This window comes from Streptomyces sp. NPDC104367 (assembly GCF_055583825.1).
Window position 1 is genome coordinate 178,571 of record NZ_JBVJND010000019.1, and the last position, 23,406, is coordinate 201,976.

Below are 23,406 nucleotides of genomic sequence, written 5' to 3' on the forward strand. Positions count from 1 at the left end.
AGGCTTCGCACCACGGCGACGGTGACGGTGATCGTCGCCCTCCTGGTCCTCTTGTCCCTGCTCTCCGTGGCCCTGGGCGCGTTGAGCGTCCCGCTCGACCAGGTGGTCCGCGCGGTCCTCGGCCGTCCGCCGAGCCGGCTGGTCGACAACGTGATCTGGTCGGTCCGCATCCCGCGCACCCTGCTCGGACTGACCACCGGCGCCGCCCTCGGCATGTCGGGCGCGCTGATGCAGGCGCTGACCCGCAACCCGCTCGCCGATCCCGGGATCCTCGGGGTCAGCGCGGGCGCGTCCTTCGCGATCGTGGTCTCCGTCGCGGTGTTCGGGGTCGGATCCCTGTACGGCTACGTGTGGTTCGCGTTCGCCGGGGCGCTCGCCGCGAGCGTCCTGGTCTTCCTCCTGGGACGGCTGGGCCGCTCCGGGGCGACCCCGGTGAAGCTCGCCCTCGCCGGAGTGGCCGTCACCTCGCTGCTGTCGTCGCTCACCAGCGCCGTGGTCCTCACCGACCAGGACGCGCTGGACCGTTACCGCTTCTGGTCCGCCGGGACCCTGGCCGACCACGACTCCGGCGACCTGGTGCGCGTCCTGCCGTTCCTCGCGGTCGGTGCCGTGCTCGCCCTGGCCTGCGCCCCCGCGCTCAACAGCCTCGCCCTGGGCGACGACGTGGCCGCCTCCCTCGGCCGGCGGCTGGGCCTGGTGAGGCTCCAGGGCGTGACCGCGATCGTGCTGCTGACCGGCGCCTCGGTCGCCGTCATCGGCCCGGTGGTCTTCCTCGGCCTGGTCGTGCCGCACATCGCCCGGCTGCTCGCCCAGTTCGCGGGGATCGGCCCCGACCACCGCTGGCTGCTGCCGCTGTCCGCCGCGCTGGCACCGGTGCTGCTGCTGTCCGCCGACATCGTGGGCCGGATGGTGGCCCGGCCCACCGAGATCCAGGCCGGCGTCCTCGTCGCCTTCCTCGGCGGCCCGTTCTTCATCGCCCTGGTCCGCCGCCGCAAGCTCGCGGAGGTATGAGCGTGCCCGCACCGTCCGTCCCCGCCGCCGCCCGGCCCGCGCTGCGCGACCGGCCGTTCCGGCTGGCCGTTGTGCCGGTCTCCGGCATGCTGCGGCCGCGCCTGCTGCTGACCGGGGTGCTCGTCGCCGCGGGCACGTTCGCGCTGTTCTGCTGGGGCGTGTCCCTGGGCGACTACCCGGTGACCCTGCCCGAGGTCGTCAGGGCGCTGTTCGGCGTGGGCGACCCGGGCACGGTCCTCGTCGTCCAGGACCTGCGGCTGCCCCGCGCCCTGACCGGACTGCTGGTCGGCGTCGCGTTCGGGGTCTCCGGCGCCGTGTTCCAGACGATGACCCGCAACCCGCTGGCCAGCCCCGACATGATCGGGCTCACCGAGGGCGCCGGCACCGCCGTGGTCGCGGCCGTGGTGCTCGGCTGGACCGGCGGCCTCGGGCTGTCCACGCTGGGCCTTCTCGGCGCGCTGGCGACCGCGCTGCTGGTGTACGGCCTGGCCTGGAAGGGCGGGGCCACCGGCTACCGCATCATCCTCGTCGGCATCGGCGTCTCGTGGATCTGCACCAGCGCCACCGACTTCCTGGTGGCGCGCGGGAACCGGTTCGAGGCCGAGGAGGCGCTCGGCTGGCTGGTCGGCAACCTCAACGGCCGCACCTGGGGCCAGGTGGACGCGCTGGCGGTCGCCCTGGCCGTACTGCTGCCGGTCACCCTGGGGCTCGGCCGCTGGATGCGCACGCTCCAGCTCGGCGACGACGTGGCCGCCGGACTCGGCACGCCCGTCCAGCCGGTCCGGCTGGCCCTGCTCCTGACCGGGGTGGGGCTGGTCGCCTTCGGTACGGCGGCGGCCGGACCGGTGGCCTTCGTCGCGCTGGCCTGCCCGCAGATCGCGCTGCGGCTGGCCGGCACCTCGGCACCGCCCCCGCTCGTCTCCGGTCTCACCGGCGCGTTCGTCGTCCTCGGCTCCGACCTCCTCGCACGCGAGGCGGTCCCCGGGACGGAACTGCCGGTCGGGATCGTCACCGGCGCCCTCGGCGCGCCGGTCCTGCTGTGGCTGCTCGTCCGCGCCAACCGCGCGGGATCTGGAGGCTGATCCGATGTCGACCACCGACCCGCGGCCGACCCCGTCCGCCCAGCGGTCTTCCACCGGCGTCGAGTTGCGGGCCCGCGGCCTGCATCTCGCCTACGACGGAAGGCCGGTGGTGGAGAACCTCGACCTCACCGTGCCCACCGGCCGGATCACCGCCATCGTCGGCGCCAACGCCTGCGGCAAGTCCACCCTGTTGCGTGCCCTCGCCCGGCTGCTGGCCCCCCGCCAGGGCGTGGTGGAACTGGACGGCGTCGCCCTGGGATCCCTGCCGACCCGGGAACTCGCCCGCAAACTCGGCATCCTGCCGCAGACCCCGGTGGCGCCGGAGGGGCTGACCGTCGGCGACCTGGTGGGCCGGGGCAGGTCCCCGCACCAGACCTGGTGGCGGCAGTGGTCCGCGGCCGACGAGGAGGCGGTGCGGGCGGCGCTGGCGGCGACCGGCCTGACCGAACTCGCCGACCGGCCGGTGGACGAGCTCTCCGGCGGCCAGCGGCAGCGCGCGTGGATCGCCATGGCCGTCGCCCAGGGCACCCCCGTACTGCTCCTCGACGAGCCGACGACCTATCTCGACCTCGCCCACCAGATCGACGTGCTCGACCTGATCACGGACCTCAACCGGCGCGAGGGCCGCACGGTCGTCATGGTGCTGCACGACCTCAACCAGGCCTGCCGGTACGCCGATCACGTCATCGCCATGAAGGGCGGCCGGATCGTGGCCGAGGGCGCGCCGGCCGAGGTGGTCACCGAGGCGACCGTCGAGGACGTCTTCGACCTGCGCTGCCGGATCACCCCGGACCCGGTCAGCGGCACGCCGATGGTGATCCCGCTGGGGCGCCACCACCACGACGGCGACGCCCGCAGGACCGAGGACGCGGTCGCGGCGTCGGTCGACTGACGGCGGGTACGGCCGCGGCCCCGGCGCGTGCGCCGGGGCCGCGTGCCTTCTCACGTCAGGGGCGGGACCTCAGGTACCCGCCCATCGTGCGGAAGTAGTCGGACGCCGCGTACTCCGTGCCGTCGTCCGTGCGGACCCGGCGGACGAGCAGCCCTCGGCTTCCTCCGGTGTGGGCGTCGGGGCCGGCCACCACGACCACCCCGTCGCCCTCGCGGATGAAGATCCGTCCCGGCGTACCGCCGTAACGGCCCTGCGAGACGGCCGCGGAGACGATCCTGAGGCGCTCGCCGCCGTGGAAGGCGTAGGCGTTGGGATACGGGTCCGACTGGGCCCGGACGAGGCGCTCCAGGCGTTCCGCGGGCCAGGTCCAGTCGATGCGGCTGTCCTCGGCTGAGCGCTTGTGGAAGAAGCTGGCGCGGTTGCGGTCCTGCGGTATCCAGCGGCCCGTGTCCCGGCCGGAGGCGATCAGGTCGAGGGACTCGCGCACGATGGGCGCGATGAGGTCGACGGTCCGGTGGAAGAGGTCGGTCGCGGTGTCGTCGGGTCCGACCGGCACCGAGCGCTGCACCAGGACGTCCCCCGCGTCGAGTTCGGCGTTCATCCGGTGCGCGGTGACCCCGACCCGCTCCTCGCCGTTGATCAGCGCCCAGATGATCGGGGAGAACCCGGCGTAGGCCGGCAGCAGCGAGTCGTGGACGTTGAGGGTGCCGTGCGGGGGCAGGTCGAACAGCTCCGGGGGCAGCCAGGTGCGCCAGTTGTTGGCGACGATGATGTCCGGCCGGGACTCCCGTACGGCGGCGAGGAGTTCGGCGTCGTCGGGACGGTTGCGGAGCAGGACGGGCACGTCGTTCTTCTCCGCCAGCTCGGCGACGTTGTCGTCCCAGATCTTCTCGTAGGCGTGCTCGCTCCTCGGGTGGGTGACGACGAGGACCACGTCGTGGTCGGAGTCCAGCAGCGCCTGAAGCGTGCGGTGACCCCAGGTCTGGTAGCCGAGCATGACGACCCGCATGACGGTCCTTCCCTTCAAAGACTCCATTGCTAGGTAAGCCTTACCTTATCTAGCATGAGGATGCCTGAGGGAGGCGATGCAACGGTGAATTCACCGATCATGGGTTCCGCTGTCGTCCACGACATCGTCGGGATCGGTTTCGGTCCGTCAAATCTCGCTCTGTCCATCGCTGTCGAGGAACACAACGCGGGTCTCGCGGCGGACCTCCAGCTCAACGCCCTTTTCCTGGAACGCCAGCCACGGTTCGGCTGGCACCGGGGCATGCTGATCGACGACGCCACGATGCAGGTCTCCTTCCTCAAGGACCTCGTCACCCTGCGCAACCCGACCAGCGACTACAGCTTCCTGTGCTTCCTGCGCGAACAGGGCAGACTGATCGACTTCCTGAACCAGAAGACGCTCTTCCCGCTGCGGATGGAGTTCCACGAGTACTTCGAGTGGGCGGCGGCACGGGTGGCGCACCTGGTGTCGTACGACAGCGAGGTGCTCGCGGTCACCCCGGTGCGCGACGAGGACGGCCAGGTGGTCTTCTTCGACGTCACCAGCCGGGACACCGCGAGCGCCGACGGCATCGTGACCCACCGGGCCCGCAACATCAGCGTGGCCACCGGACTCGAACCGCATGTGCCGCCGGGCCTGGACCTGGCCGAACGGATATGGCACAACAGCGAGTTGATGCCACGCTCCGAGCAACTGGTGCGCGCGGGAACGCCGGTACGCCGGGCGGTCGTGCTCGGCGCCGGGCAGAGCGCCGCCGAGACGGTGGACTACCTGCACCGCACGTTCCCGGACGCGGAGGTCTGCTCGGTCTTCGCCAAGTACGGCTACACGCCCGCCGACGACAGCCCCTTCGCCAACCGCATCTTCGATCCCGAGGCGGTCGACGTGTACTTCTCGGCGCCGTCGGAGGTGAAGCAGTCGCTGCTCGACTACCACCGCTCCACCAACTACTCGGTGGTGGACATGGATCTGATCGAGTCCCTGTACGCCACCGCCTACCGGGAGAAGGTGGCCGGCCGGGAACGGCTGCGCTTCCTCAACGTCTCCCGCGTCCGGGAGGTCGTCCCGGGCCCGGACGGCGCGCTGGACGTGGCCATCGAGTTCCTGCCGACCGGTGAGCGGCAGTCGCTGTCGGCGGACGTGCTGGTTCTCGCCACCGGCTACCGGCCCCGGGACCTGACCGCGCTCATGGGCGACGCGGCGAAACTGTGCCTCAAGGACGACGGCGACGAGGTCCGGGTCGGCCGCGACCACCGGGTGGAGACGGCGCCCGAGGTCCGCGCCGGCATCTACCTCCAGGGCGGAACCGAGCACACCCACGGCCTGACCAGCACCCTGCTGTCGACCGTGGCGGTCAGAGCCGAGGAGATCCACCGGTCCCTGCTGGCCGACCGGGCAGCGGCCTGACCGCGTGACACCCCCGTGGCCCGGACACCCCGTCCGGGCCACGGGCCTGCCGTGCCAGGATCGGCTCGGGGACCTCGGCGGACCGCGACCTCAGCGGGGCTCTGCGGGCTCCGCGCCGCGGTCCCCGCCGCCCAGCGCGTCCGCCATGCCGCGCGCCGCCCGTACGGCCCCGCAGGTGGCCGCGATCCAGTCCAGGGCCATCCGGTGGTCGACGTCCGTCCGGTCGGCCACCGCGTCCGCGACGACGAACGGCTCCATGTCCTGCATCCACGCGTCGGCCGCGGTCAGCATCACCTGCGTACGCGCGAACAGTCCCACGATCACCGGCTGGTCGCGGTCGAGTTCCGCGAGGCGGTGCCGCAGCCGGGTCCCGGCGAACGCACTGAACCTCTTCGCCACCAGCACGGTGTCGCCGACCTCCGGCCGGAGCGGGGCCACGATGTCGCCGGAGTCGTCGTCCCGGCCGAAGCGCGGGTGCCCGAAGGCGGCGCCGCGCCCGGTACCCCCCTGCTCGGCGGCGGAGACGGCGTACAGCACCGGGACCCCGGCCGCCCGGGCGGCCGCCGTCAGTCCGCCCATCGCGGCCACGAGTGCGTCCACCGGTACCGAATGCTCCCGCAGCAGGTGCAGGAAGTGGTTCTGCGCGTTCAGGACGAGCAGGGCGGAGCGCCGGGGGTCGACCGCCCAGCCGGAGCGGTCGGGCGGCAGCGTGGCGAGCCCCGGCATGACGTAGGGCAGCGTGTCGCGCGACGGCACGCGCGGCCCTCCCGGATCGTCGTACACCGTCACGGCCGTGGCCCGGGCACGGTCTCAGTACGGCCCATGGGTCCAGCGGCCGTCCGTCATCGTGGCGTGCACCGGCATCGCGCGCAGCGTGTCCAGGTCCGCCTCCAGCGGGTCCGCGTCCACGACCACCAGGTCGGCGGGGTCCCCGACCCTGATGAGCCGGCGTCCGCGGGCCGCCGCGGCCAGCGCCTCCCGCAGCGGCAGGCGCTGTTCCGGGTGCCAGGCGGGGCGGCCGTCGTCGGTGCGGCCGACGGCCGACGCGACGGCCAGCCAGGGGTCCAGCGGGGAGACGGGGGCGTCCGAGCCGAACTCCAGCCGCGCGCCCGCGGCCAGCAAATCGGCGTAGGCGAAGGCCCGTTCGGTGCGTCCGGCCCAGTACCGGTCCGCCACATCGCGGTCGTCCGTGGCGTGCCGCGGCTGCACACCGGCGACGACGTCCAACTCCGCGAAGCGCGGCAGGTCTTCGGGGCTCAGCAACTGCGCGTGCTCGATCCGGCCGCGGCAGCGCACGGCCGCGAAGGCGTCCAGGGCCACGGTGTTGGCGCGGTCGCCGATGGCGTGCACCGCGGGTTCGATGCCGTGGGCGGCGGCGTGGCGCATGAGCCGCACCAGGTCGTGCGGTGACGTCTGCTCGATGCCGTGCGCGCCGTCGGTGTCCTCAAGTCCCGGGTAGGGGTCGCGGCAGAGCGCGGTACGGGTGTTGAGCGAACCGTCGGTGAAGAGCTTGAGCGGGCCGACCCGGACCAGCCCGCCGGGCGCGCCGATCGGGGCCCCCGTGCGCAGCCCGCGTTCCACCGCCGCGTCCAGGTGGCTCGGGTAGACGGCTGCGCGGACCCGTACGGCCGGTGTGTACGCCGCCGAGCGTCGCTCCCAGGCGCCCACGGTGTCGCCGAACTGGAAGTCGATGACGCCGGTGACCCCGCGCGCGGCGGCGGCGCGGCAGGCGTCGGCGACCCAGCCGTCCAGCGTCCCGGCCGACGCCTCGGGCAGGGCCGAGAGGGCCTCGTGCCCCTCGTGTTCCCTGACCAGCCCGGTGGGGTGGTCGCCCCGGCCGGCGAGGGCCAGGCCCGCGGAGTTCAGCCACACGGCGTGCAGATCGGCGCTGACCAGGGCGACCGGGCGGTCCGGCAGGGCCGTGTCGAGCAGGCGTTTGTGCGGGGCGTCGGGCCAGAGCCCGTCCCGGAAGCCGTAGCCGAACAGCACGGTCCCGCCGGACGTGCCGCGGCCGTGTTCCGCGACCCGGTCGGCCACCTCCCGCGCGGAGGCGGTGCCGGACAGGTCGAGGCGGCGGCGGGCGCTCGCCCACTCCGCCAGATGGACGTGGGCGTCCCACAGGCCGGGCAGGAGCACGCGCCCCTCCAGGTCCACGACCCGCTCCCCCGCGACGGCCCCGACCCGCTCCGGGACGACCTCGGCGATCCTGCCGTCCGCCACCCGCACCCCGACGAGCGGTCCTCCCGCGCCGAGCCGCACCCGGTCGAGCGACACCGCCGGTGACCGGAGCGCGGCCCCCGGTTCCGGCCTGGGCGGTGTGCCTGCGAAGTCTGTCATCGAGCCTCCAGCCGAGACGTTGCGGACGGTGCCGCCGACGGGAACCACCCACGGGCCACGAGGACACGGCCACCGGGCAGGGATGAGCCACACCGCCGCCGTACTGCGACAGTCCAAGAACTTAGGCTTACCTTACTCCCTTGATCGGACCCGGTCCCCGGGATACCGGCAGCCGGGCATACCGGTTGCGAACCGTTCGCAAGCCGTTTCCGAAGCCGCCCTCTCCAGCATGGGAGGGGTCAGCGGGTCGCGCCGACCTCGACCGAGGGGCCTACGGCGCCGACATCGCCGCACCGGCCGCGGCCGGACTGCTGCTGTCGCTCTCCCCCTCGGTTCCCTTCGCGGTGGACGCGCTGGCCTTCGGCGTCTCCGCGCTGTGCGTGGCCATGGCGGTCCGCGCGCGGCGCGACGGCAGGCGCTCCGCCGGCCGCGACGCGGACGCGGCGCAGCCACGGCCGGGCCGGCCGCGCCTGCGCACCGAACTCGGCGCGGGATGGCGGTACTTGGCCGGAGACCGGTTCATGCGCTGCTCCGCCGCGTACTTCGCCGGTCTGAACGCGGCCTTCTCCGCGCTGGCGTTCGCCCTGATCCTCAGCGTGGGCAGGCGGCGCGGTGGCGGTGGGCGCGGCCATGACCTCGGCGGCCGTCGCCGGACTGGCCGGCTCCCTGCTCACCCCGCTCTTCCAGCGTCACGTCCCGCTGAAGGCGACCCTGGCAGCGGCGCCCGCGCTCGGCGCCGCCCTGCCGGCCCTCGCCTGGAGCGGTGGCAGCACCGTCGCGTTCGTCGGCGGCTTCTGCGCGCTGTGCCTGCTCCCGGTGGGCGCGGCAGCCTTCGCCACGATCATGGCGGTCGCCGTGCCGGAGGAGATCTACGGCCGGGTCAGCACCACCAGCAGTCTGCTCGCCCAACTGCTCCAGCCCTTCGGGCCGTTGGTCGCGGGGCTGGTGCTGGCCCGGCTGTCGCTGCCCGCGACGGCCGCGGTGTTCGCCGTGGCGCTCCTCCTGCCGGCCGGTGTCCCCCTCGTCCTGCCCGTGCCGCCCCGCCCCGACTCCCCGACACCGGACAGGAGTTCCCCGTGAACACACCACGGATCCGGCCCACCGCCGGCATCGCACATCCCTCGGTCCCCCTGTCGGTGCTGGAAGTGGGCGCGACGGACGGCCGGCTGCCGGCCGACCGGGCCGTCCAGGAGATCGCCGATGTCGCCGGCATCGCCGAGGAGTGCGGGTTCCATCGCTTCTGGCTCGCCGAGCACCACGGCTCGCCCGACGTCGTCAGCAGCGCCCCGGCGGTCCTCATCGCGCACATCGCCGCCCGCACCCGCCGTATCCGGGTCGGTTCGGGCGGGGTGACGCTCCCCAACCACGCCCCCTACGTCGTGGCCGAGCAGTTCGCCACCCTGTCCGCGCTGCACCCCGGCCGGATCGACCTGGGCGTCGGCCGCTCCCCCAGCACCGCCGGGACACCGGCCTCCCGAGCGCTGCCGGAGGCGGCACTGCGGCGCGACGCCAGGTCGACGGCCGAGTTCCCCGCGCTGCTCGACGAACACAGCTTCAGCGCCCGGCTCAGCAGCCGGGCCGCGGAGCGCGGCTGTCCCTTGCCCGCGGCGGCCTCCCGTCCGGCGTCGGCGAGCTTCCGGAAACGTGCGGAGTCCAGTTCCCCGTCGCCCACCGACAGCAGATAGCCGCCGGTGCCGCGGACGAGCCGTCCGCCCGCGCCGGCGTCCTCCAGGAATCTGCGCAGCGCCCAGACGTACACCTGGATGTTCTTCCGTGCCGTCCTCGGCGGCCCGTCGTCCCACAGCGCGTCCGTCAACACAGCGGTGGAGGCAGGGGTGTTGGGTCGGCACAGCAGCATGGCGAGCAGCAGGAGCTGTTTGAGGGGACCGAGCGGCCGGGCCCGTCGCCGCCACCGCCGACCACGCGGAGCGGACCCAGTACGGAGAACCGGACGGTGCCGGGTCCTGGAACGGCCGCCGCCTGCTTCATCTGTTCCCCTCCAGTCTCGGACACACCTCGGAGCCTCTGCCGGATCACCGGACGTGAGACTGATCCCTCCCCCTCGCCCTGTCGCGCCCCGTTCCGGTGGGCGGAACCGGACGACCGGTACATGCGGCGCCCCGGTTTTCCGGGCCCTGTCTCCCCGTCATCCGCCTAGTGTCGTCAGTCAGTAGGGAATTTCCCTGAGCACACCCCTTGAAGCACGGAAAGTGTCGACAGTAGTGTCCCCATCGAACCTCGCGTGAGGAGAACGTTCATGCATGCGTGCTCCAAGGCAGCCCCCTCCTGCGCGGCATCGAGGCGTGCGCCGCGCACTGCCCCGGTGCACCCGTCGTCACGCACCACCCCGGCCGGCCCGCGGTACCGGTCGGACACGCTCGAAACGCACTGGAAGACAAGGGAGTTCACAGTGGTACGCACAAACAGCAAGGACACCGACCCGCAGGCCGGCCCGTCCTTGATGGACCGGGACGTCACCTACCGCGCCCGCAACCGCGCGCTCCTGGTGGCGGTCGCCGGTCTCGCGATGACCCCGGCGCTGGTCACCCCGGCCGCGGCCCAGTCCGCACAGAAGGGCGCGAAGAGCGGCAAGACCCTGGACGTGAAGTCCGGGGAGACCCTGGAGCTGACCGGGACGACCACCCTCAGCCGGCTCACCATCGCGGACGGCGGCGCCATCGCGGCCCCGGACGGCTACAGTCTCTCCCTCACCGTCAACGGCGTCGAGACCGGCTCGAAGCTGGACGGCCTCTACGACAACGACGGCATCGTGACCCGCATCGCGGCCGGCACCTACCGCGGTGACGTGGTGATCGACGTCGCGGCGGCCAACATCATCACCTACAACAGCCGGAGCTGGCCCATCCGGCAGGCCTTGTACATCGACGCGGACGGCATCGACAAGGACAGGTCCGTGCTCTCGGCCGTCCTCGGCGGCCGTGTGCGCGACACCTCGGCGACCGGGCTGCACCTGGTCTCGAAGGGCGAGTCGTTCAACGGTGTGTACGTGGCCGGCGGCTCGTACGAACTGAACTCCCCGCGGATCAACTTCGACGGCAACGGACGCTGCGACTTCATCGGCTACGGGGCGTCGATCGTGGGCACCGGTGAGGGCACCACGCTCGTCGTCGACGACGCGCACATCGACAACCGGGGCGTCGTGCGTACCGCGGTGATCGCCGACGCCACCGCCACCGTGGTGGTGAAGAACTCGACCATCAAGGTCGCGGACGGCGAGCTGCCCGCGGGCTACCAGGACACCGGCGACACCTCGTTCATGTTGACCTGCCCCTGGCTGCTGGGGGTCTACGGCACGGTCCGGGCGACCAACCTGCTCGGCACCAACACCAAGGCCACCTACCTCAACACCTCCATCACCAACGAGAACTGGGGCCTGCTCTCGGTCGACTCGGGCAAGAACTGCACGCTCACCGCGGTCAACTGCGACCTCAAGCACACCGGCACCTCCGGATACGGCACCTACGCCATCGGCAACACCACCGAGCACCTGCTCGGCAACGACTGGGACGTGGCGACCTATGCCTCGATCCTCTGGGGTGCCGCTCTGATCCACTACGGCGACAGCAGCCCGGCCGCGGTCAAGGCCCTCAACGACTCGGCGTCACTGGGGCTGAGCGCCCGCGACATCGCCTCCGTCCGCACCCGCCGCACGCGCATCGACTCCAAGCGCTTCGGCTTCATGTGGCAGTCCACCGGTCCCCTGGTCATCGACGGCGGAACCCAGGTCACCACGCAGGAGACCATGTTCCTGTCCAAGGCGTCGGCCTCCTCGGTCACCGTGGACGGCTCGAAGGGAGCCCGCCTCACCCCGGCCAACGGCGTGCTGTACCAGCTGATGGACAACGACAACCCCGGCAAGGTCGTCGTGAGCGGCTACCCGTGGACGGCCAACTACACGGCGTCGTACACCCAGCCGACCGCCGCCGCGGTGAAGTCGACGAGCTTCGACCCGACGACGGCGCAGTCCGCCGACGCGACGGGCACGTTCACCGACATCTCTCTCAAGGGCGACTTCTACAACGGGGTGCTCGGCGGCGGGGTCGGTTCGCTCCAGGGCAAGAACCTCGTGCTGGACTTCACGGGCAGCACGGTCGAGGGCGTGATCTCGGCCAGCACGGCGGTCCACAACGTGAGCACGATCAACAAGGCGAACTTCGACCAGCTCGGCGTCGTCAGGAACACCCCGTCGGCGGTCGTCAACAACGGCGTCATCGTGACCCTGGGCAGCGGCTCCACCTGGACGGTCACCGGGACCTCGTACCTGAGCTCCCTGACCCTGGCCTCCGACGCCGCCGTCAAGGCCCCCAGGGGCAAGAAGGTGACCCTGACGGTCGACGGCACGGCCACCGCCATCACGGCGGGCGCCTCCTACACCGGTGCGCTCACGCTGACCGTGGCGTGATCCGCAGGTGACGTGAAGCGGCCTCCGGGATGCGGTGACATCCCGGAGGCCGCTTCACGTCCGTCGAACGTGTCCCCTTGCCGGGGGCTACCTGCGACGGCCGCCGTGGCGCCGCAGGAAGGAGACCAGCAGCCGGTTCCACGCGGTGGGCTGTTCCCAGTGCGGGTTGTGCCCCGCCTCGGTGACGACATGGGTCCGCACGTCCCGCAGGTGCGCGGCGTGCAGGCGCATGACGGACGGCGGGCTGTAGAGGTCGGCATCCCCGGTGACGAGCTGGACCGGAAGCCTCAGCGTCTCCAGCGCGGCCCAGGTGATCGTGTGCGCCGAGGACTGGGCGAAGCCGTCCGCGGTGAGCGCCCGCGCGCTGATCGCCAGCCAGGCGGCCGTACCGTCCTGATCGCCGCCCCGGTAGGAGGGGCCGAGCTCCTTGAAGACCGTCGGCAGGTCGTCGAACGGCTCCGGCTGAAGCGCGGCGGTGAGCGCCAGGTACGAGGCGTCCTGCACCCCCATGACGCTGCCGGAGACGGTGAGGCTGCGCAGACGCGCCTGGTGCCCGAGGGCGTAGTCGAGCGCGACCGAGCCGCCGGCGGCCGAGCCCAGCAGGTGGAAGCGGCCCAGGCCGAGGTGGTCGGCGAGCGTGTCGAGGTCGCCGGAGGCGGTGTCGGCCTCCGCCCTGGAGCCCGCCACGGAGCCGTAGGAGCCCCGCCGCGAGTAGGCGACGACGCGGTAGCCCGCCCCGGCCAGTACGGGCTGCTGGTACGGCCAGCTCTCGGCGCTGCCCGATCTGGGGTGCAGCAGCACGACCGGTTCGCCGTCGCCGCCGGTGTCCCAGCACCACAGGCTGCCGCCGCCGGCGACCGGGACGTGGTACTCCGTGACAGGCACCTGCTCGGGGACCGGTACCGGCACCCAGGCGGCGCCGGAACCGGAACCCGAGCCGGAACCGGAAGCGGAACCGGAAGCGGAACCGGAGCGGGCGTCGGCCCGGGCGGTGCCCGCGCCGACCGTCGTCAACGCGGCCAGGGCGGCGCCGCCGACGACGGCCCGTCTACTGGGGGTGCCGGGCGTTCTGCCGTTCTTCTGCACTCTTCCTCCAAGGACACGAGAGGGGAACGTGAGACACGAGAGGGGAATTCGGGGCCGGGAGATGCGGTACTACTAGGACTTGGCCGTCCAGGACTTGGTCGTCCAGGACTTGGTCGTCCCAGTGAAGCCTGACGGTGTTTTCGCCGACTGTCGACAGTTTTGTGTCGACAGCTTCGGGCGGATCACCGCGAGGGCCGACCATCTTCGTAGGATAGTGTCGACATAGTTGCCTCATCGAGGCTTCCGGATCACACAGGGAGACACGGCGCATGCCGGATCAGGACACGCATCTGGTGCTGCAGCGCCTGCTGCGGCTGCGGGACCGGCGGGAGCCGCTGGTCGCGCAGATCGCCGAATGGGTCGGCGCGGGTGTCATCGAGGGGCGGCTGGAGCCGGGCCAGGACCTCAACAGCGTCGAGCTGTCCCGCCGGTTCGACACCAGCCGCACCCCGGTGCGCGAGGCGCTGATGCTCCTGGAGCAGGAGGGCCTGGTCGAGATGAAGGCCCGGCGCCGGCCCCGGGTCGCCGCGCCCTCGCTCGCGGACATCCGCGACATCTACCAGGTGCGGCGGCAGCTGCTGTCGATGCTGGCGGGCCTGCTGGTCGAGCGGGCCGACGACGCCGAACTGGCCGAACTGCGCGGCCGGGTCGAGAAGATGCGCGAGCTGGCCGACGCCGGGGACGTGGACGCGTACTTCTGGAGCCATGTCCAGCTCCAGGAGCGGATGACCGAGATCGTCGGCAACTCCACGCTGAAGCAGATCCTGGACTCGCTCGCCCTGCGCACCCTCATGCTGCGGCACCTCAGCCTGACCCGCCCCGGCCGGCTCGCCTACAGCGTGGACGACCAGGAGCGGCTGATCCAGGCCTGCGAGGAGCGCGACGGGGAGCTCGCCTCCGCGCTGATCGCGGGGGCGACCGTCCGGGCGCTGCGCGCGGTGGAGGAGCAGATCGAACAGGACACCGCGGGCAGCCGGAAGCCCGCGCGCAAGCGCCGCGCCACCGCCTGAACGGCGCGCCCCGCGGCGCTACTTGGCGAGGACTCCGCCGTCCACGGGGAAGTTCCCGCCCGTCACCCACGCGGCCTCGTCCGAGACGAGGTAGACCGCGCACCAGGCGATGTCCTCCGGCCTGCCGACCCGCCCCAGCGGGATGCGGGCCAGCAGCGCCTCGCGCTTCGCGCCCTCGTGGGCACCGGCCGTCTCGGTGGCGGGCGTGCGCACCATGCCGGGTGAGATGGTGTTGGCCCTGATCCCGGCCGGGCCGCCTTCCACGGCGAGCTGGCGGGTCAGCCCGAGGACGGCGGCCTTGCCCGCGCAGTGCGCGAGCATGCCGAAGTTGCCGCTGCCGCGGAAGGCGTTGACCGAGGCGAAGTTGACGATCGAGCCGCCGCCGGACGCCTCCAGATGCGGCCAGGCGGCCTGCACGGGCAGGAAGACGACGTCCACCTCGCCCCGCATGGTCGGGGTCCACTGCCCGTCGTAGTCCATCTCGGCGGCGGTGGCCATGTGCGGGGCGATGGCGCCCGCGGTGACCAGCGCGTCGATCCGGCCGTGCCGGGCGTACGCCTCGTCCGCGAAGCGCCGGGCGTCGGCCGGGTCGGTCATGTCCAGCGGCGCGATCACCTCCAGGGCGAGCCCGCGGTCGGCGGCGAGCTTGCGGGTGCGCTCGGCCGCGGCCGGGTCGATGTCGCAGCCGACCACGGTCGCCCCCTGCTCGGCGAAGAGCAGCGCGCAGCCCTGGCCGATGCCGGCGCCGGCCCCGGTGACGAGGGCGACCTTGCCGGAGAGCCGGCCGGTGGGGGACGCCGCGGTGGCTCCGGGGCTGGTTTCTGTCGTCACGTTGTCCTCCTGGGAGCGGGGTGCCGGGTGCCGGGCACCGTCCGAAGCGGCCGGACGGTGCCCCACACTCCTTCCTAGTGTCGACAGTATGGCCAGGTCAAGCATTCTGGACCGAGAAAAAGCTCAAACTGTCGACAGAATCTGGTGGATGGGGCATGCTCTCGCGGTGAACACGCCCCGCACCGACCCCGGGAGGGACCCGTATGACGCACCACCGCAGGTACCGCATCGCCGTGGCCGCAGCCGCCGGCCTGGCGCTCGCGGCGGCTTCCACCGGCGCCGCCGCGGCCCGCCCCGGCCGGGCCGCCCGAACCTGCCGCTGCCAGGGGACGATCTCGTACACACAGCTCGGGACCTCGGCGACGACCTCCACCAACCCCCGGCACGTGACCTTCGCCGACCTCGACAACGACGGCCGCGAGGACGTCGTGGCCAGCAACCTCGAAGGCGACTCGGTGACGGTCCTGCTGGGGCGGGGCGGCGGGACCTTCGCGCCGGGCAGCACCTACGCCGTCGGCTCGCACCCGTACCAGACCGTCGTCGCCGACTTCGACGGCGACGGCCATCCCGACCTGGCGGCCACCGACTTCGGCGGCGCCCAGGTCAGCGTCCTGCTGAACAACGGCGACGGCACGTTCGCCGCGGCCACCGCCCTGGACGTCGGCACGGCACCGCGGGCGCTGGCCACCGGCGACCTCGACGGCGACGGCGACGCCGATCTCGTCGTCGGCGAGCAGGGACCGAACGCCGTGCGGGTGCTGCTGGGCAACGGCGACGGCACCTTTGAGGACGAGGGCGACGTCGCGAGCGCCAGTTCGCCGCACGGCGTGGTCGTCGCCGACTTCGACGGCGACGGCGCGCCGGACGTGGCCACCGCGAGCGCCGGCAGCAGCGGGGTGAGCGTCCTGCTCGGCGACGGCGCCGGAGGGCTCGGCACCGCGGTGAACTACCCCGCCGCCGCCCGCCTCTACTCCCTGGCCGGGGGTGACTTCAACGGCGACGGTGCCCTCGACCTGGCCACCGTCAGCAACGACACCGACACCCTCGACGTCCTGCTGGGCAACGGGGACGGCACCTTCCGGACGGCCGTCGCCTACACCACGCCCGCCCTGCCCGTCGCGGTCGGCGCCGCGGACCTCGACGGCGACGGCACCACCGACCTCATGGTGTCCTCCCTGAAGGGCAATTCCGTCACCCTCTTCCAGGGCTCGTCCGACGGCACCCTCGGCCAGTCCGCCGAACTCGCGGCCCCGGGCGCCTACGACGCCGCCGCGACCGACCTGGACGGCGACCGCGTGCCGGACATCGTCGTCGCCAACAGCACGGCCGGCCAGGTGGACGTCTTCGAGGGCCACTGCGACGACTAGGCGCGGTGGCCGGCGCCCACGGGATCGCCGGGCGCCGGCCACCGGCGGTGCCGCCCCCAGGACGACCGGGAACCGGGACCGCCGTGCCGGACACGGCACGACGGTCCCGGGGATCACCGGCTCGCGGACGGCGGCGGGCGGTGCGACGCGCTGCCGGAGGGGCTCCCGTCCGGGAGTTCCGAGAGCACCGCTACGACGTCGTGGAGATCCATCAGAAGCGCCTAGGAGTGCCCGGGGCGCCGCAGGGTCTGCGTGCGCACCGTGTCCCCGAAGACCAGGACGGGGCTCTCCCCGGGGCCGGTGAACCGCGGCCACGGCGGCAGCGCACCGCCGCCCGGGTCGCCGGTCGCGACGAACCGCGCCCAGGTGCCGGCCATGGCGGCGGCCAGCCTCCGGTCGGTGTCCTGCCAGGGCCACTCGGGGCGCTGCGCCAGGTTGTCCAGTGCGTAGGGCAGTTCGGCGGTGTGGTAGACGCCGAGGTCGGGCAGGCCGGGCGGCAGCGGGGGCCTGCGGTCGAAGCGGTACATCCAGGTGGGCGCGCCGCTCGTGGCGCGGTGGGTCTGCGCCCAGTGCCAGACGGGACCCGCGAACCGGGCGTCGCCGACGGCCCCGGCGTCCTCGCCGGGGCGGGCGTAGACGGTGCCCTCGTCCGTGTTGGTGCCGACCAGGAGCGGGACGGGGTGCTGGCGCCCGGCCCGGAAGACGTCGTCGGTCGGCTCGGTCAGGACCCGGCCGTCGACGACCGGACCGAAGTGGCCGCGCACGATCAGCTCGACGCCCGAGGTGCCGCGCAGCGCCCCGATGTCCCGGCCGCCGAAGCCGTCCGCGTACGCCAGGCCCTGTTTCCGCGCGTCCTCCTGGCTCGGCAGCGGCCCCTCCGCCCGGCCCACTCCGGACGCGCTCTGTCCGAGGGCCGCGCGGAAGAGCGGCCGGGCCGCCTCGGCCGCCATGAGGTGGCAGATATGGGCCGCGCCCGCGGAGTTGCCGGCGAGGGTGACCCGGTCGGGGTCGCCGCCGAAGGCCGTGATGTTCTCGCGTACCCAGGTGAGGGCGGCGACGAGGTCGAGCAGCCCGTAGTTGCCCGACGCGCCCAGCCCGTCCTCGGCGGCCAGCTCCGGATGGGCGAGGAAACCGAGGGCGCCGAGCCGGTGGTTGAGGGTGACCACGACCAGGCCCCGGCCGGCCAGGGCGCGGCCGTCGTGGATGTCCTGGTGGCCGTATCCGTAGCGGTTGCCGCCGCCGTGGATCCAGACCATGACCGGCAGCCCGGCGCCGGGCGCGGGATCGGGTGTCCACACGTTGAGGTAGAGGCAGTCCTCGCTCATCACCAGGGCGCGCCGGTCGGCGAAGTTGGTCCGGTACATGACGGAGGTGACCGGGGGCTGCGGCTGGAGGGGCGCGGGGCCGAACTCGTCCGCGCGCCGCTCCCCGTCCCAGGACGCGGCGGGCCGGGGCGGGCGCCAGCGCAGGTCGCCGACCGGGGGCGCGGCGAAGGGGATGCCGCGGAACACGGCGGCGTCCCCGTCCCACTCCCCCAGCAGCCGTCCGGTGCTGACACGGGCGCGGGGGGCGTCCGCACCGCCGCCGCGCACCCGTCCCCGGGATCCCGTCGCGTCCTGCGGCGTGGCGCTCACGCGGGTGCCTTGTGCAGTCGGCCGTCCTTCATGACGGCGGTCAGCCGGTCGCGGTCCTGGAGGACGCGGATGTCCTCCAGCGGGTCGCCGTCGACGAGCACCAGGTCGGCGAGGAAACCCTCCCGGACCAGACCGAGTTCGCCGCCCATGCCCATGACCTGGCCGCCGTACTCGGTGGCCGCGCGCAGCGCCTCGGCCGGGGTGAAGCCGAACCAGTCGACGAACAGCTCCAGGTCGCGGGCGTTGCGGCCGACCGGGTTCCAGGCGAAGCCGTAGTCCCCGCCCGGGACGACCCGGATGCCGCGCCGGACGAGTTCGGGGACGACCTGCCTGACCGCCTTCTCGGTGGCCTCGACCTCCATGCCCGGCTCGGGCTCGCTGTCGGCCTCGTGCAGGTTGGCGTGGATGATGCCGGGCGTCGGGGCGACGAACAGCCGGTCGCGGGCCTCCTCCAGCAGGTCGAGGGCCTCCTCGTCGGCGAAGGTGCAGTGGTACACGGCGCGGATGCCGTGCCGTACCGCCATCTTGACGGACTCGGCGGCGTGCGCGTGGGCGGTCAGCCACACCCCGCGCTCGCGGGCCACGGCGGCCGCGGCGGCGACCTCCTCGTCGGTGAACTGCACGATCCGCGAGGTGCCCTGGACGACCGCGCTCTCGCCCGACAGCGACAGCTTGACGATGTCGACGCCCAGGTCCGCCATCTCCCCGACGAACCGGCCCACCGAGTCAGGGTCGGAGGCCCGGCCGTCGATGCCGGGGAAGTCGTAGACGCCCGGCTCGACCATGCCGGCGGTGCCCTCCCAGGAGGCGGCCTTGAAGCGCGGGCCCGGCATCCAGCCCTCGGCGAACGCCTTGCGGGCGGCGGTCTCGGTGCGGGGCAGCCGGTTGCCTCCCGAGTAGGCGCTGGTGATGCCGTGGTCGAGGAGGACCCGGCCCGCGTGCGCCACCAGCAGCGCCTTCTCCTCGTCGGACTCGTCGCGGCGCCGGGAGAGGTGCTCGACGGTGGAACCGAAGCCGAGGTGGGTGTGGGAGTCGACCAGGCCGGGGATGAGGGTGGCCGTCCCGCCCCCGTCCACGACCCGGGCACCGGCCCACCGCGCGGCCGGGATCCGCGGGGCCACGGCGGTGATGCGGTCGTCCTCGACGAGGACCTCGGCGGGGAAGGGGTCGCTCCCGGTGCCGTCGAAGACCCGGACGCCGGTGAAGACGGTCGTGCCGCTCATGGTGCGCTCCTGAAGGTGTGCCGCATCTCGCCCAGTCCCCCGATCCTGCTGACCAGGGTGTCATCCGGGCCTATGAAGCGTTGCGGGGTGCGGCGGTTGCCTACGCCCGCGGGGGTGCCGGTGAAGATCAGGTCGCCGGGGCGCAGCGGACAGATCGCGCTGAGGTGGGCGACCAGCCGGGGCACCGGGAAGATCATGTTCGAGGTGCGGTCGTGCTGGACGACCTCCCCGTTGAGCTCGCAGGTGAGTTCCAGGTCGTCGCGGTCGGCCAGTTCGTCGACGCTGACCAGGGCGGGACCCACCGGGCCGAAACCCGGGAAGGACTTGCCCAGCGAGAACTGGGCCGGGCGGCCGGCGAGCTGGACGATCCGCTCGGACAGGTCCTGACCCACGGTCACCGCGGCGACCGGGTCCCAGCCGTCCTCCTCCGGGACCCGGTAGGCGTCGCGGCCGATGACGGCGACCATCTCCAGCTCCCAGTCGACGTGGCCCTCGGGCAGGTCGACGGTGGTGCAGGGCCCGGTGAGGCAGCTGGGGAACTTGGTGAAGACCAGCGGTTCGGCCGGTTCCTCGTAGCCCGCCTCGGCGGTGTGGGGGCGGTAGTTGAGGGCGACGGCGAAGATCTGGCGCGGCTCGGGGACGGGAGCGAGGAGGTCGGACTCCTTGTACGGCACGGCGGTGGCCGTGTCGACGCCGGCGGACCAGCGCAGCAGCGCGTCCCACTGGGTGAAGAGCGCGGCCGGGTCGGCGTCGAAGCCGCCGGCGGTCACGTCCACGGCGCCGTCGGGGGTCAGCAGGGCCAGCCGGCCCGCGAGGTTGGCGATGCGCATGCCGTCACGCCCACTGTCCGGCGGGCGGCTCGGGGGTGCCGTGCGCGTCCTGCCAGGAGACGACCCTGTTGCGGAGCACGCCCAGGCCCTCGATCTCGGCCTCGACGACGTCGCCGGGCTTGAGGTAGTTGGCGAACGGGTCCTCGGTGCTCGCGGCGACACCGGCGATGGTGCCGGTGGTGATGATGTCGCCGGCGCTGTAGATCTGCGGGGAGTGGTAGGCGACCAGCTGCGGGATCGACACCGACATCCGGGAGGTGTTCGACTTCTGCCGGACGTCGCCGTTGACGCGCAGTTCCATGTCGAGGTCGTGCGGGTCGTCGATCTCGTCGGCGGTGACGATGTACGGGCCGATCGGACAGAAGGTGTCGATGGCCTTGGAGAAGGAGAAGACGCCGGACTCCATCTCGCGGCGCTGGATGTCGCGCGCGGTGATGTCGTTGAAGACCAGGTAGCCGGCGATGTGCTCGGCGGCCCGCTCGGCGCCGAAGAACTTGCCCGGCTTCCCGATGATCACGCCGAGTTCGAGTTCGTAGTCCATCTCCCGGGTCAGGTTGGCCGGGTACACGATGTCGTCGCCGGGGCCGATGATCGCGTCCACGTTCTGGAAGAACACGATGCCCTTGTTGACCGGGTGGGACCAGTCCACGCGCTCCAGGTCCTCGTGGTGCTCCCGGAAGTTGCCGGCCGTGTGGAAGAACTTCTTGGGCACGATCGGCGCGCGCAGCCGGACGTCCGCGAGGGCGAACGTCCGTCCTGTCTCCCCGACCTGGCCGTCGCGTTCGAAGAACTCCCGGGTCGACGCGACGTCGAGTCCGACCACCGTGTCGCCGTCCAGGCGCCCCACGAGTCCCTCGTCGAACGTCACCAGTTTCATCAAGGCCTCCGTGTCACCACTTCATCCATCAACTGTCGACACTCAGCCTGCATCATTCCGATATTCGCGTCAACAAGTCCGCCAAGTGTGGACACCTTCTTTCCGTGTCGACTACGGTCCCCACCATGAAGACGATGTGGAACTTCGCCGGCACGCGTGCGCTCGTCGCCGGTGCCGGAGGCATCGGAGCCGCCGTGACCCACGCCCTGGCCGACGCCGGGGCGGACGTGGTCGTCCTGGACCGCGACACCGAGCAACTGGCCAAGCTGTCCCGCACCCGCACCGCCGAGGGATTCGGCGCGGTCACCGGCGTCACCGCCGACCTCACCTCCGCCGACGCCTGCCGGGCCGCTGTCACGGCGGCCGCCGAACGCCTCGGCGGGATCGACGTGTTCGTGCACGCCGTCGGCACCAACGACCGCAGGCCCGTCCTGGAGACGCCCGACGAGGTCTGGGAACAGATCGTCGCCGTCAACCTGAGCAGCGGCTTCTGGCTGGGCCGGGCGGTGGGCGCCCTGATGGTGCCGAACGGCCACGGCCGCATCGTCTACCTCTCCTCCGTGTCTGGCCTGCTCGCGCACCGCGACCACGCGCCGTACGCCGCCACCAAGGGCGGCGTCAACCAGCTGATGCGCGTGATGGCCCGGGAGTGGGCGCCGCACGGCGTCACCGTCAACGCGGTGGCCCCCGGCTACACCGAGACCGACCTCACCCGCGCCTACCTGGCCAAGCCCGGCATGCGCGCGTCCATGGAGGCGCTGGTCCCGGCCGGCCGCCTGGGCCGCCCCGACGACCTGGTCGGCCCCACCCTCTTCCTCGCCTCCTCCGAGGCCGCGTTCGTCACCGGACAGGTGCTGTACGCGGACGGCGGCCGCACCCTTGTCTGACCCGGCTCCCCGTCGCACGACCCGCCCGCCTCTCCTTCTCCTCCCCTCTGACATCTCCCCCCGAACGGAGTCGACATGACCACCTCCCAGCGATTCACCGGCAAGACGGTGCTGGTGACCGGCGCCGGTACCGGCTTCGGTGCCGAGATCGCGGTACGCGCCGCCCAGGAGGGCGCCGATGTCGCGGTCCACTACCGCAGTTCCCGGGCCGGCGCCGAGGCGACGGCCGAGCGGATCACGGCGCTCGGCCGCAAGGCCGTGGTCGTGCAGGCCGACATCGCCGAGCACGAGCAGATCAAGCGCCTGGCCGACGAGGTCTGGGGACACTTCGGCCGGCTCGACGTGGCGATCAACAACGTCGGTGACGTGGCCCGCGAGCAGATGTCCTGGCGGGACATCACGGAGGAGTCCATCGACCACGTGCTGGCGGTCGACGTGAAGGGCACCCTGCTGTGCACGCACGAGTTCGGCGCGCGGATGCTGGAGCAGGAGGGCGGCGGCTCCATCGTCAACATCGGCTCCACCGTGGTCGCGCGGGGCAGTGCGCGGGCGCCGCAGTACGCCGCGGCCAAGTACGGGATCATCGGTCTCACCAAGTCGTACGCGCAGGCCTTCGCCCCGGCCGTGCGCGTCAACGTCTTCGCGCCGGGGTTCATCGAGACCGCGGCGACGCTCGGGCGCGAGGACTGGCAGAGCGGGCGCGGCGACCAGCTGCGCAAGCTGACCCCCATGGGCCGTATCCCGGGTCCGGAGGAACTCGCCGGCGCGGCGCTGTTCCTGGCCACCGAGGACGCCCACCACATCACGGGCGGCTTCCTGATCGCCGACGGCGGCTACAACATGATCGGCGCCTGACCTCTCGACGCCGATGGCCCGGGTCCGGCACGCGTGCGCGTGCCGGACCCGGGCCATCGGCGTCAGTGGCGGTCCAGCAGTTCGATCAGGTTGCCGTACGGGTCCGCCACGAAGGCCATCCGGGAGCCGGGACGCGGGGACGGGCAGGGGGGCATGCTGGGCTTCGCCCCCGCCGCGACCAGCCGGGCGTACTCGGCGTCCACGTCGTCGACGCACAGGCACATGTGCCCGAAGCCGTGCCGGCCGGCCGCCTCCAGGGCGCTGCCCGGCGCCGGAACCGGCCGGGCCGAGGGGCGGTGCAGCAGTTCCACCCGGTAACCGCTGTCGTGGAGCAGCATCACCCCGCGCAGATCGGTGCCGGGGATCGCGAACACCGGGGCCGCCGTGAGGTCGAGCGCGGCGCGGTACCAGGCGGTGGCGGCCTCCAGGTCCGGCACCGAGATGCCCACGTGGTCGAAGCGTGTCATCCGTCAGAGCACCGCCTCTCCGGTCTTCTCCCGGACGGCGGGCTCCGCGGCCTCGGGCCCCTCCGGCTCCGTGACCGCTCGGACTCCGCGGATGCGGGTGAGTACGCGGGTGCGGAGGTCGGTGAAGCGGGTGTCGGCGCGGGTGGTGATCTGGTCGCGTGCGGTGCCGAGGTCGATG

22 protein-coding genes and 1 pseudogene are annotated in these 23,406 nt (G+C 72.8%); 11 read left to right on the forward strand and 12 right to left on the reverse strand.

The genetic code is table 11. From position 1 onward, the window contains the following. Positions 1 to 21 precede the first annotated feature (21 nt). Genes ACZ619_RS27350 through ACZ619_RS27360 form a run of 3 tightly spaced genes read left to right on the forward strand, consistent with a single transcriptional unit; the run spans position 22 to position 2,985 of the window. A complete protein-coding gene (locus ACZ619_RS27350) occupies positions 22 to 1,011 on the forward strand; it encodes a FecCD family ABC transporter permease (protein ID WP_469604160.1) in 990 nt (329 codons plus the stop codon). Then, positions 1,008 to 2,093, forward strand: a complete 1,086-nt coding sequence (locus tag ACZ619_RS27355) for a FecCD family ABC transporter permease (protein ID WP_469604087.1) — start codon at positions 1,008 to 1,010, stop codon at positions 2,091 to 2,093. Before ACZ619_RS27350 ends, ACZ619_RS27355 begins: the two co-directional genes overlap by 4 nt. 4 nt (positions 2,094 to 2,097) lie before the next feature. Further along, complete coding sequence (locus ACZ619_RS27360) at positions 2,098 to 2,985, forward strand: ABC transporter ATP-binding protein (RefSeq protein ID WP_469604090.1); 888 nt, start codon at positions 2,098 to 2,100, stop codon at positions 2,983 to 2,985. 55 nt (positions 2,986 to 3,040) lie between these two features. Here ACZ619_RS27360 and ACZ619_RS27365 read toward each other — a convergent pair whose 3' ends face one another. Further along, entirely contained in the window at positions 3,041 to 3,994 is a 954-nt protein-coding gene (locus ACZ619_RS27365; protein WP_469604093.1) for a methionyl-tRNA formyltransferase, read from the reverse strand. Between the two features lie 99 nt (positions 3,995 to 4,093). On the opposite strand from ACZ619_RS27365, the gene ACZ619_RS27370 reads away from it, so the two are divergent. After that, positions 4,094 to 5,401 carry a lysine N(6)-hydroxylase/L-ornithine N(5)-oxygenase family protein gene (locus tag ACZ619_RS27370; protein ID WP_469604096.1) on the forward strand — a complete coding sequence of 436 codons (1,308 nt, stop codon included), beginning with the start codon at positions 4,094 to 4,096 and terminating at the stop codon, positions 5,399 to 5,401. Between the two features lie 90 nt (positions 5,402 to 5,491). Here the strand turns inward: ACZ619_RS27370 and ACZ619_RS27375 are convergent, their stop codons facing one another. From ACZ619_RS27375 to ACZ619_RS27385, 3 genes are all read right to left on the reverse strand, one after another. Then, entirely contained in the window at positions 5,492 to 6,157 is a 666-nt protein-coding gene (locus tag ACZ619_RS27375; RefSeq protein WP_469604099.1) for an isochorismatase family protein, read from the reverse strand. A gap of 54 nt (positions 6,158 to 6,211) precedes the next feature. Continuing rightward, complete coding sequence (locus tag ACZ619_RS27380) at positions 6,212 to 7,738, reverse strand: amidohydrolase (RefSeq protein ID WP_469604102.1); 1,527 nt, start codon at positions 7,736 to 7,738, stop codon at positions 6,212 to 6,214. 271 nt (positions 7,739 to 8,009) lie between these two features. Further along, on the reverse strand, positions 8,010 to 8,261 hold the full coding sequence (locus ACZ619_RS27385) for a hypothetical protein (RefSeq protein ID WP_469604104.1): 252 nt from the start codon (positions 8,259 to 8,261) through the stop codon (positions 8,010 to 8,012). A 107-nt stretch (positions 8,262 to 8,368) separates the two neighbouring features. On the opposite strand from ACZ619_RS27385, the gene ACZ619_RS27390 reads away from it, so the two are divergent. Together ACZ619_RS27390 and ACZ619_RS27395 are read left to right on the forward strand one after the other, a co-directional pair. Then, on the forward strand, positions 8,369 to 8,818 hold the full coding sequence (locus tag ACZ619_RS27390; protein ID WP_469604107.1) for a hypothetical protein: 450 nt from the start codon (positions 8,369 to 8,371) through the stop codon (positions 8,816 to 8,818). Continuing rightward, a complete protein-coding gene (locus ACZ619_RS27395) occupies positions 8,815 to 9,423 on the forward strand; it encodes an MsnO8 family LLM class oxidoreductase (RefSeq protein WP_469604110.1) in 609 nt (202 codons plus the stop codon). The genes ACZ619_RS27390 and ACZ619_RS27395 overlap by 4 nt, the downstream gene beginning before the upstream one ends. Positions 9,424 to 9,494: 71 nt before the next feature. On the opposite strand, the pseudogene ACZ619_RS27400 reads toward ACZ619_RS27395, so the two are convergent. Continuing rightward, positions 9,495 to 9,596, reverse strand: a pseudogene (locus ACZ619_RS27400) (hypothetical protein); the annotation flags it as partial. Between the two features lie 552 nt (positions 9,597 to 10,148). On the opposite strand from ACZ619_RS27400, the gene ACZ619_RS27405 reads away from it, so the two are divergent. After that, positions 10,149 to 12,161 (forward strand): hypothetical protein, encoded by a 2,013-nt coding sequence (locus ACZ619_RS27405; protein ID WP_469604112.1) that lies wholly within the window; start codon positions 10,149 to 10,151, stop codon positions 12,159 to 12,161. Between the two features lie 87 nt (positions 12,162 to 12,248). On the opposite strand, the gene ACZ619_RS27410 is transcribed toward ACZ619_RS27405, so the two are convergent. After that, positions 12,249 to 13,247, reverse strand: a complete 999-nt coding sequence (locus tag ACZ619_RS27410) for an alpha/beta fold hydrolase (RefSeq protein WP_469604114.1) — start codon at positions 13,245 to 13,247, stop codon at positions 12,249 to 12,251. 269 nt (positions 13,248 to 13,516) lie between these two features. Between ACZ619_RS27410 and ACZ619_RS27415 the strand changes: the two genes are divergently transcribed. Beyond that, positions 13,517 to 14,257: a GntR family transcriptional regulator gene (locus ACZ619_RS27415; RefSeq protein ID WP_469604117.1), complete on the forward strand. Its 741-nt coding sequence runs from the start codon at positions 13,517 to 13,519 to the stop codon at positions 14,255 to 14,257. A gap of 18 nt (positions 14,258 to 14,275) precedes the next feature. On the opposite strand, the gene ACZ619_RS27420 is transcribed toward ACZ619_RS27415, so the two are convergent. Further along, positions 14,276 to 15,088 (reverse strand): SDR family NAD(P)-dependent oxidoreductase, encoded by an 813-nt coding sequence (locus tag ACZ619_RS27420; protein WP_469604119.1) that lies wholly within the window; start codon positions 15,086 to 15,088, stop codon positions 14,276 to 14,278. A gap of 203 nt (positions 15,089 to 15,291) precedes the next feature. Here ACZ619_RS27420 and ACZ619_RS27425 point away from each other — a divergent pair, with 203 nt between their 5' ends. Continuing rightward, positions 15,292 to 16,455 (forward strand): FG-GAP repeat domain-containing protein, encoded by a 1,164-nt coding sequence (locus ACZ619_RS27425; RefSeq protein WP_469604122.1) that lies wholly within the window; start codon positions 15,292 to 15,294, stop codon positions 16,453 to 16,455. Positions 16,456 to 16,676: 221 nt separating this feature from the next. Here ACZ619_RS27425 and ACZ619_RS27430 read toward each other — a convergent pair whose 3' ends face one another. The 4 genes from ACZ619_RS27430 to ACZ619_RS27445 are packed head-to-tail and all read right to left on the reverse strand — an operon-like array spanning position 16,677 to position 21,019. Then, positions 16,677 to 18,089, reverse strand: a complete 1,413-nt coding sequence (locus ACZ619_RS27430; RefSeq protein ID WP_469604124.1) for a carboxylesterase/lipase family protein — start codon at positions 18,087 to 18,089, stop codon at positions 16,677 to 16,679. Continuing rightward, positions 18,086 to 19,312, reverse strand: coding sequence for an amidohydrolase family protein (locus ACZ619_RS27435; RefSeq protein ID WP_469604127.1), 1,227 nt, complete (start codon positions 19,310 to 19,312; stop codon positions 18,086 to 18,088). Before ACZ619_RS27435 ends, ACZ619_RS27430 begins: the two co-directional genes overlap by 4 nt. Then, positions 19,309 to 20,142: a fumarylacetoacetate hydrolase family protein gene (locus ACZ619_RS27440; protein ID WP_469604130.1), complete on the reverse strand. Its 834-nt coding sequence runs from the start codon at positions 20,140 to 20,142 to the stop codon at positions 19,309 to 19,311. Before ACZ619_RS27440 ends, ACZ619_RS27435 begins: the two co-directional genes overlap by 4 nt. Positions 20,143 to 20,146: 4 nt before the next feature. Next, entirely contained in the window at positions 20,147 to 21,019 is an 873-nt protein-coding gene (locus ACZ619_RS27445) for a fumarylacetoacetate hydrolase family protein (protein ID WP_469604132.1), read from the reverse strand. A gap of 125 nt (positions 21,020 to 21,144) precedes the next feature. Here ACZ619_RS27445 and ACZ619_RS27450 point away from each other — a divergent pair, with 125 nt between their 5' ends. Together ACZ619_RS27450 and ACZ619_RS27455 are read left to right on the forward strand one after the other, a co-directional pair. Then, a complete protein-coding gene (locus tag ACZ619_RS27450; RefSeq protein ID WP_469604135.1) occupies positions 21,145 to 21,906 on the forward strand; it encodes an SDR family NAD(P)-dependent oxidoreductase in 762 nt (253 codons plus the stop codon). A gap of 75 nt (positions 21,907 to 21,981) precedes the next feature. After that, a complete protein-coding gene (locus ACZ619_RS27455; protein WP_469604138.1) occupies positions 21,982 to 22,761 on the forward strand; it encodes an SDR family NAD(P)-dependent oxidoreductase in 780 nt (259 codons plus the stop codon). Between the two features lie 62 nt (positions 22,762 to 22,823). Here ACZ619_RS27455 and ACZ619_RS27460 read toward each other — a convergent pair whose 3' ends face one another. Next, on the reverse strand, positions 22,824 to 23,228 hold the full coding sequence (locus ACZ619_RS27460; RefSeq protein WP_469604141.1) for a VOC family protein: 405 nt from the start codon (positions 23,226 to 23,228) through the stop codon (positions 22,824 to 22,826). Positions 23,229 to 23,406: the final 178 nt, after the last annotated feature.